At 75.6% G+C, this 8,850-nt stretch carries 7 protein-coding genes and 1 tRNA gene; 2 read left to right on the top strand and 6 right to left on the bottom strand.

Annotated elements, in window-relative coordinates:
* Window positions 1-56: 56 nt before the first annotated feature.
* Window positions 57-341: a transposase gene (locus CHB98_RS20710; protein ID WP_179224763.1), complete on the bottom strand. Its 285-nt coding sequence runs from the start codon at window positions 339-341 to the stop codon at window positions 57-59.
* A gap of 69 nt (window positions 342-410) precedes the next feature.
* On the opposite strand from CHB98_RS20710, the gene CHB98_RS20705 reads away from it, so the two are divergent.
* Entirely contained in the window at window positions 411-1,382 is a 972-nt protein-coding gene (locus CHB98_RS20705) for a tyrosine-type recombinase/integrase (protein WP_089307500.1), read from the top strand.
* A gap of 106 nt (window positions 1,383-1,488) precedes the next feature.
* On the opposite strand, the gene CHB98_RS20700 is transcribed toward CHB98_RS20705, so the two are convergent.
* A tRNA-Pro gene (locus CHB98_RS20700) sits at window positions 1,489-1,562 on the bottom strand.
* A 75-nt stretch (window positions 1,563-1,637) separates the two neighbouring features.
* A complete protein-coding gene (locus CHB98_RS20695) occupies window positions 1,638-2,519 on the bottom strand; it encodes an alpha/beta fold hydrolase (protein ID WP_089307499.1) in 882 nt (293 codons plus the stop codon).
* A 103-nt stretch (window positions 2,520-2,622) separates the two neighbouring features.
* On the opposite strand from CHB98_RS20695, the gene CHB98_RS20690 reads away from it, so the two are divergent.
* On the top strand, window positions 2,623-4,308 hold the full coding sequence (locus CHB98_RS20690; protein ID WP_089307498.1) for a dihydroxy-acid dehydratase: 1,686 nt from the start codon (window positions 2,623-2,625) through the stop codon (window positions 4,306-4,308).
* Window positions 4,309-4,536: 228 nt separating this feature from the next.
* Here CHB98_RS20690 and cydC read toward each other — a convergent pair whose 3' ends face one another.
* The 3 genes from cydC to cydB are packed head-to-tail and all read right to left on the bottom strand — an operon-like array spanning window position 4,537 to window position 8,848.
* Window positions 4,537-6,159, bottom strand: a complete 1,623-nt coding sequence (gene cydC, locus CHB98_RS20685) for a thiol reductant ABC exporter subunit CydC (protein ID WP_089307497.1) — start codon at window positions 6,157-6,159, stop codon at window positions 4,537-4,539.
* Entirely contained in the window at window positions 6,156-7,814 is a 1,659-nt protein-coding gene (gene cydD, locus CHB98_RS20680) for a thiol reductant ABC exporter subunit CydD (protein ID WP_089307496.1), read from the bottom strand. The genes cydC and cydD overlap by 4 nt, the downstream gene beginning before the upstream one ends.
* Window positions 7,814-8,848: a cytochrome d ubiquinol oxidase subunit II gene (cydB, locus tag CHB98_RS20675; RefSeq protein ID WP_089307495.1), complete on the bottom strand. Its 1,035-nt coding sequence runs from the start codon at window positions 8,846-8,848 to the stop codon at window positions 7,814-7,816. Before cydB ends, cydD begins: the two co-directional genes overlap by 1 nt.
* Window positions 8,849-8,850 lie beyond the last annotated feature (2 nt).

Genomic DNA, 8,850 nt, shown 5'->3' with positions numbered 1-8,850 from the left:
CGCCTACTCGAACATGAGACGGCGATTCCCGCTGCCGCTTGACAGGCATAGGAGCGTCATTTTGGGAGGCTGCCGGCGGCGAAGTAGGCCGCGGCTCGGCGCAGGATCTCGTTCTCCATCTCCAGTCGCCGCTTCTCCCGGCGTAGCTGCACGAGCTCGTTCTGCTCGGCGCTGGTCTGCCCATCGACGACGCCGTCGTCGATGTCGGCCTGACGCACCCAGCGGCGCACGGACTCGACAGAGATGTCGAAGTCAGCAGCGACCTCGGCCTGGCTCAGGTCACCGCGGCGGGCGACCCGGACGACGTCACGCTTGAACTCCGGCGGAAACTTCTTGGGCACAGCGACATCCTCTCCGCGAGACAAGATCCCGCAGAACGAGTGTCAACTGAAGTTGCAGCAGTCCCGAGGGTGGCGGACGGGCAGCCCGCCCGGGACCGCAGACAGACGGTCGCGGCCTTCGCTCAGCACTGGATCGACACCACGCTGCAGGCCTCGGAGCGCAAGCAGACGACCAAGGTCATGTACGCCGGCGTCGCTCGGACGCACATCCTTCCCAGCCCCATCGGGCGCCTGACCCTGGACAGGGTCCGGCCGTCCCACGTCGAGGGCTGGGTGGTGGAGCTCCGCGGCAAAGGCCTGGCCGAGTCGACCGTCCGCTCGGCGTACACGATCCTCCGCGCCGTACTGGACACCGCCGTCCGCGACGGTGCGCTGGCGTCCAACCCGGCGGCGGTCATCCGGCGGCCGAAAGTGACCAGCAGGGAGGCCGCCCACCTGACCACTGCCCAGGTCGCCGACCTCCTGCGTGCGGCGGAGGGCACCCGATACGCGCCGCTCTTCGCGTTGCTCGTGCACACCGGCCTGCGCCGCGGTGAGGCACTGGCACTCAGGTGGGCGGACGTCGACCTGGAGAAGGGCCTCCTACGTGTGCGGGCCACGCTCGCCCGCGTCCAGGGACGCCTGGTGGTCACCGAGCCGAAGACGGCGAGGTCCAAGCGCTTCGTCCCGCTTTCTGCACCGGCCGAGCGACTGCTCCGGGACGTCCGGGCCACCCAGGACGACGAGCGGCGCCGGGCCGGTTCGGTCTGGCAAGAGACCGGGTTCGTGTTCACCACCGTGACCGGCGAGCCCTGCGACCCACGCAACGCCCTGCGAGCACTCAAGGTCGCCGCCGAGAAGGCCCGGCTCCCGCACGCCGGGCTGCACACCCTCCGGCACTCGGCGGCCAGCGTGATGCTCACCTCCGGCGTCCCGCTCAAGGTCGTCTCGGAGATCCTCGGTCACTCGTCGATCGCCATCACCGGCGACGTCTACGGACACGTCGCGCCCGACGTCGCGCGCGGCGCGATGGACATCCTCGGCGCTGCCTTCGGCGAGTGAGGGCGACCTAACGGTGGTCACAATGGTGGTCAGGCGCCCTCCGGAAGCGGTCAGGGGCCGTCCCGGATCTCTCCGGACACGGCCCCTGAGCTGCGGTTTCCCGCGGTCGGGCTGACAGGATTTGAACCTGCGACCCCTTGACCCCCAGTCAAGTGCGCTACCAAGCTGCGCTACAGCCCGAGCGCCGGGCGGCTTCCACCACCCGGTCGCTGCACGGTGAGGCTACCGCACCCCCCGGCCGGGCCCGTCCGGTGGTCAGCCGCCGGCGACGGCCCGGTCCCGGTCGGCGGCCAGCACCTCGCGCAACCGGGCGGCGAACGCGTCCGGCTCCCCGGTCATGCCGTACTCGCCGCCGAGGAAGCCGGCGTGGTCGCCCGGGAAGACGACCGGCGGCGTGCCCAGCCGCTCGGCCAGCGCCAGCCCGCAGCGGTGCGCCAGCTCGCCGGCCGACCCGGCGCCGACCGCGACGACCACCCGCGTCGACGCCGTCCGCAGCGCCGGCAGGTCGTGCTCGTGCGCGGTGCAGGTGAGCAGGTTGTGCCCGAGCAGGGCGTCGTCCCGGGAGCCGTCGTCCCCCGCCGGCAGCCCGAACGCGGCCGGGTCGGGGGCGGGCCCGAGGTCGGCGGGCACCGGCCCCCGGTGGCCGACCAGCCGGATGAAGCCCGCCATGCCCGCCCCGAAGCCGTGGTCGAGGTAGGCGGCGCGCACCGCCCGGGTGGCCGCCAGGGCCGGCTCCCGGTCGGGCAGCAGCTGCAGCGCCGGCGGCTCGTGCGCCACCAGGGTGCGCACCTGGTCGGCCCGGCGGGCGACGAGCACCAGCGCGTTGACCGCTCCCCCGCTGCTGGCGAACACGTCGGCCGGGCCGGCGTCCAGGGTGGCGATCAGCCGGGACAGGTCGTCCGCGTGCTCCTCCGGCGTCGTCTCGGTCGCGCCGTCGGTGCGCCGGCTGCGCTCCACGCCGCGCGGGTCGTAGGTGACCACGGTGCGGTCGGGGAAGTGGCCGGCCAGCGTGCCGAAGCCGGCCGCGCCCATCGGGGAGCCGGCGAGCAGCAGCGGCGGCTCCGTGGCCGAGGTGCCGGGACGGACGTCGTAGGTGAGGACGGCGCCGGGGGTCTGCAGGGTGTGCGTCTGCGTCATGCGGGGTGGACCGCCGCCGGCCGCCGGACTCATCGGTCGCCGGTGCCGGGTCCCCCGGCGGGGTCCTGGCCCGGGACGTCGGCCCGTCCGGGAGAGTGTGCGCATGAGCGAGGACACCCCCCGCGGCGTCGCCCGGAACACGTCGTCCTACGGCGACCCCGGCTTCAGCCGGTACCTGCGCGCGGCCTTCCTCGCCGGCGCCGGCTACGACGCCGACGACCTGTCCCGCCCGTTCGTCGGCATCGCCGACCTCGGCTCGGACTACAACCCCTGCCACCGGCTGATGCCCGCCCTCGTCGAGCAGGTCAAGCGCGGCGTGCTCGAGGCCGGCGGGCTGCCGTTCGTGTTCCCCACGATCAGCCTGCACGAGAGCTTCGCGGCCCCCACCATGCTCTACCGGAACCTCCTGGCCATGGAGACCGAGGAGATGGTCCGCGCCCAGCCGATGGACGCCGTCGTGCTGCTCGGCGGGTGCGACAAGACCGTGCCGGCCCAGCTCATGGCGGCCGCCTCCTCGGAGGTGCCGGTGGTCGTGGACGTCGTCGGCTCGATGACGTCCGGCTCCTTCGAGGGCGAGCGGCTCGGTGCCTGCACGGACTGCCGGCGCTTCTGGGCCCGCCACCGCAGCGGGGAGCTCGACGAGGGCAGGATCCGGGCGGTCGAGTCCGCCCTGGTCACCACCGCCGGGACGTGCATGGTGATGGGCACCGCCTCGACCATGGCGGCCATGGCCGAGACGCTGGGGATGATGCTGCCCGGCGGCGCCACTCCCCCGGCCCCGTCCGGCGACCGGCTGCGCCACGGCACCCTCACCGGGCGGCGCGCGGTCGCCCTCGCCCGGGACCCGCTGCTGCCGCGCGAGGTCATGACGCGGGCGGCGTTCGAGAACGCGCTCGTCGTCCTGGCCGCGACGGGCGGCTCCACCAACGCGGTCATCCACCTGCTGGCGGTGGCCCGGCGGGCCGGCGTGGACCTGACGCTGGACGACTTCGACCGCGTCTCCCGCGACACGCCCCTGCTCCTGGACCTCAAGCCCTCCGGGTCGCAGTACATGGAGGACCTGCACCACGCCGGCGGCGTCCCCGCGCTGCTCAAGGTCCTGGAGAGCCGGCTCGACCTCGACCACGTCGGGGTCGGCGGGACCTCCCTCGGCCAGCACCTCGCGTCGGTCCCGCCACCCGGCGCCTGGCAGACGGTCGTCCGCACCCTCGACGACCCGCTCGGACCCCCCGGCGCCCTGGCCGTCCTCCGGGGGTCGCTGGCGCCCGACGGTGCGGTCATCAAGGCCTCCGCCGCCACCCCCGGCCTGCTGCGGCACCGGGGCCCGGCGCTGGTGTTCGAGTCCCCCGAGGACGCCGCGCGGCGCCTGGACGACCCCGACCTGGAGGTGACCGCCGACCACGTCCTGGTCATGCGCAACGCCGGTCCCGTCGCGGCGGGCATGCCGGAGGCCGGGTCGCTGCCCATCCCGCGCAAGCTGGCCGAGGCGGGGGTCCGGGACATGGTCCGCGTGTCCGACGCCCGGATGAGCGGCACGTCCTACGGCACCGTCGTCCTGCACTGCTGCCCGGAGAGCGCCGCGGGCGGGCCGCTCGCGCTGGTCCGGGACGGCGACCTCGTCGAGCTGGACGTGCCCGGACGGCGGATCGACCTGCTGGTGGACGCCGACGAGCTGGCGCAGCGGCGCGCCGCCCTGCCGCCGTTCGCCGTCCCGCCCCGCGGCTGGCGGCACCTCTACGCCACCACCGTGCTGCCCGCGTCGCAGGGCGCCGACCTGGACTTCCTGTAGCCGGCCGGCCCCGCGGCGGTCAGCGCCGGGGCTTCTCCGTCCTCCGCCCCTCGCGGACCTCCACTGAGATCTCGATCGGCGTGCCGTGGCACCCCCACCGCTCGCGGATGCGGTGGAGAACACCACGAACCGGGGCGGGCGGACGTCGTAGGTGAGGACCGCGCCGGGGTCTCGTGGGTGTGCGTCTGCGTCCGGGTCGTGCCCGGGGAACCGGCCGGGGCGGCGGACTCATCGATCGAGGCCGCCGAGGTCCACCACCTGCCAGCGCGCCTCCAGGGCGTCTGCGTCGTGCGTCACCAGCAGCACGGCGCGCGGGTCACCGGCGAGGAGCCCCAGGACGCGCGCCGCCGACGCGGCGTCGAGGTGCGCGGTGGGCTCGTCGAGCAGGAGCACGTCGGCGCGCGACAGCAGCGCCCGCGCCAGCCCCACCCGGGCGCGCTCGCCGGCCGAGAGTCGCTCGCCGCCCTCCCCCACCCAGCCGTCCAGGCCCAGGGTGGCCACCACGCCCTCCAGGCCCACGTCGGACAGCACGGCGAGCAGCTCGTCGTCGGTCGCGTCGTGCCGGCCCAGGCGCAGGTTCCCGGCCAGCGTGCCCCCGAGCACCTGCGGCGCCTGCGCGCTCCACGCCAGCCGGGACCGGACGCCGTCGAGCGGGAGCCGGCGCAGGTCGGTGCCGCCCAGGGTCACCCGGCCGGCGTCGGGGTCGCGGGCGCGCAGGGCGAGGGCGAGCACGCTGCTCTTGCCGGCGCCGCTGCCGCCGGTGAGCGCCACCTTGGCGCCGTCGGCGACGGCGAGGTGCAGCCCGGCGAGCGCCGGCCGGGCCGCCCCCGGGTGGATGAGCCGGACGCCGTCGAACGCCAGCGCGGAGCCCGCCGGCAGCGGTAGCGGCTCGGCGGGGTCGGTCACGACCGGTCGGGTCGCGGCGAGGTCGCTGACCCGGCCGGCCGCGGCGCGGACGCCGCCCGCGGCGCTCCAGGCCGCGCCCAGCCCGCCCACCGCCTCGAAGGACCCCAGCACGCCCAGGGCGCAGGCGGCCAGCAGCAGCGGGTCGGTCGTCCCGGTGGCGACGTCGGAGCCGACCAGCCACAGCGCCGCCACCAGGCCCAAGCCGGGGACGCCCTCCCGGCAGGCGGTGGTGACCGCGGCCAACCGGGCCGACGCCCGCTGCGCCTCCTCCTGCCGGGCCAGGTGGCCGCCCAGCACGCGCAGCGCCGTGGCGCCGCCGTCGCCGCTGAGGTGGTCGGGCAGGCCGCGCACCAGGTCGAGGGTGTCCGCGGCGACGTCGGCGTCGGCCCGGGCGGCGTCGACCGCGGCGCGACGCCCGGCGCGCGCGGCCGCCGCGGGGACGGCTGCACCCAGCACGAGCAGCAGCACCGCCAGGGCGGCGGCCGTGGCCGGGGACACCAGGGCGGTGAGCGCGACCGCCGTCCCCCCGGCGAGGACGGCCACCCCGGCGGGGGCCACCAGGCGGACGACGACACCCTGCAACTCGTCGACGTCGGCGCGTACCCGGGACAACAGCTGCCCGCCCCGGGCGCCGGTGAGCGCGGCCGGCGCGAGCGGGATCAGCCGCTCCAGCACCCGGGCCCGCACCCGGGTGACCGCCCGCAGCGTGACGTCGTGGGTCACCAGCCGCTCGGTGTAGCGCAGCGCGGCCCGGGACAGGCCGAACAGGCGGACGCCGGTGATCAGCGGCATGAGGACCAGCAGCGTCGAGGGGCGCTGCGCCGCGCCGGTGACGAGCGCGCCGGAGACGGCCAGCAGCGCCGCGCCGCACAGCACGGTGAGGGCGCCGAGGACGACGGCGAGCGCGGTGCGCGGCCCGTGCAGCAACGCCAGCACCTCCCTCACCGGGGCACCGCGGGCGACCGCACCCGCCCGCCGTCGAGGGCCACCACCCGGTCGTGCAGCGCCAGCGGCGCCGGCCGGTGCGTGACGGTGACGACGGTGCGCCCGCGCGCGAGGTCGTGGAGGGCGGTGAGCACCTCGGCCTCGGTGGCGGCGTCGAGCTGGCCGGTCGGCTCGTCGAGCACCAGCACCGGGGCGTCCTTGACGAACGCGCGGGCGAGCGCGAGCCGCACCCGCTCGCCGCCGGAGAGGCGGGCGGCGTCCTCGCCCAGCGGGGTGGCGGCGCCCCGGGGCAGCCGCCGCACCAGGTCGAGCAGCCCCGCGCGGCCCAGCGCCTGCTCGACCTCGGCGTCGGTGGCGCCGGGCCGACCCAGCCGCACGTTGTCGGCCACGGTGCCCGGCGCCAGGAACGGCCGCTCGGGCACGTAGGCGACGCGCGCCCGCCAGCCGCCGGGGTCCAGGTCGCCCAGCGGGACGCCGTCGACCAGCACGTCGCCGGCATCGGGGACCCCGAACCCCAGCAGCAACCGGACCGCAGTGGTCTTCCCCGCGCCGCTGGGCCCGACCAGCGCCGTCCGGGACAGCGGCGGCAGGTCGAGGTCGACGTCGTGGAGGGCATCCCGGTCGCCGTAGCGCACGGTGACGCCGCGCAGCCGCAGGTGCGGGACGCCGGGGGGTGCCGGGCGGCTGCCGCGAGCCGGCTCGGGGGTGTCCAGCAGGGCGAACACCCGCTCGGCGGCCGGCCTGCCCTCCAGGCTGGCGTGCCGGTCGGCGCCCAGGGCGCGCAGCGGGGCGAAGAACTCGGGGGTGAGCAGCAGCACCAGCAGCGCGCGCTCCAGGTCCATCCCGCCCTGGAACAGCCGCACGCCCACGGTGACCGCCACCAGCGCGGTGCACAGCACCGCACCGAGCTCGAGGACGAACCCGGAGAGGAACGCGGTGCGCAGGACCCGCATCGTGCTGCTCCGGTGGGCCTCGCTGACCTCGGTCAGCCAGCGGACGCTGCCCCGTGCCCGGCCGAAGGCGACCAGCGTGGGCAGCACCCGCAGCACGTCGACCAGCACGGCGCCGAGCTGGGCGAGGGTGTCCCAGGAGGCGCGGGCCGACCGCGCGGCGAGCGTGCCGGTCAGCCAGAGGAACACGAGGACCAGCGGGCCGGTGAGCAGCAGCAGGCCGCCGCTGGCCGGGTCGAGGACCAGCACGGTCGCGGCGACCAGCGTCGGGACGACGGCCGCGGTCGCGGCGCCGGGCAGGTACCGGCCGACGACGCCGTCGAGCTTCCCGACGCCCTCGGTGACGGTGGTGACCAGCTCCCCGGCCCGTTCCCCGGTCGCGTGCCCGGGGCCCAGGGCGAGCACCTTGCGCAGCAGCGCCTCCCGCAGCTCCCGGCGGACCCGGGCCGAGGTGCGGGCGGCCGCGCGGTCGCGGACGCCGCTCAGGACGGCACGGGCACCCCAGGCCGCGAGCACCCCGGCGAGCGGCCCCGCCAGGGCCGACGGTGTCGCGGCGCCGGTGGCCACCGCGGTGACGACGGCGGCGACCAGCGACCACTGCACCACCAGCAGCGCCCACACCAGCACCCCGAGCGCGGCGCACCCGGCGACCAGCCGGCGCGAGGCGGGCAGCGCGAGCAGGCGGCCCGTCGGTCCCCGGTCCATCAGTAGCCGTGGCTGAGGGCGCCCTCGTCGGGCCGCACCCGTTCCCGGAAGACGTAGTAGTTCCAGATCTGGTAGCCGATGATCAGCGGCAGGAAGATCCCGCCCACCCAGGTCATGAGCACCAGCGTGTAGGGCTGGCTGGCCGACTCCTGCAGCGTGAGCCCGAACTCCGGCCGCAGGGTCGAGGGCAGCACCTCGCCGCGGGTGAACAGCGCGATGAACACCGTGACGGTGGCGAACAGGACGGTCAGCCCGCTCATCGTGAACGCCAGGACGTCGCGCCGCCGCACCAGCGCCCACCAGATGCTGGCCAGGGTGAGGAACGCCGCGACCGGGAACGCCCACGGGACGACCCCGAAGTCCTCGAACAGGTCCTCGGTGACGTAGCCCATGACGACGAAGCCCACGATCGCGAGGGTGGCCAGCGCCCCCCAGCGCAGCGCCGCCCGGCGAGCCCGGTTGTAGAGGACGGTGTCGGTGTGCAGGCGCAGCAGCAGGAAGTTGGCGCCGTGCAGCATGAACAGCAGCAGCGTGGTGGACCCGCCGACGATCGAGAACGGGCTGAACATCGCCGCGAGGCCGGCCTCCACGCGGCCCTCGGCGTTCACCGGCAGCCCCTCGATGAGCTTGGCCATGATCACGCCCCACAGGAACGACGGGACCACGCTGCCGCCGAAGGACATCCAGTCCCAGAACGCGCGCCACCGCTGGCTGTCGACCTGGTTGCGGTACTCGAACGAGACACCGCGCAGCAGCAGCGCCAGCAGGATGAGCACGAACAGCGGGTACATGCCGCTGAACACCGCGCCGTACCAGAGCGGGAAGGTCGAGAACATCAGGCCGGCCGCGGCGATGACCCACACCTCGTTGCCGTCCCAGAACGGTCCGATGGTGCCGGTCAGGGCCCGCTCCTCGGCCTCGTTCTCGGCCAGCGTCGGCCGCAGGATGTCCACGCCGAAGTCGAAGCCCTCCAGGAAGAAGTAGAGGGTGAAGGTGACGGCGATGAGCCAGAACCACAGCGTCACCAGGTCCACGG

The sequence above is a fragment of the Geodermatophilus pulveris genome, assembly GCF_900188375.1.
GTDB classification, from domain to species: Bacteria; Actinomycetota; Actinomycetes; order Mycobacteriales; family Geodermatophilaceae; genus Geodermatophilus; species Geodermatophilus pulveris.
This window is presented reverse-complemented; position numbering and strand designations above follow the sequence as displayed.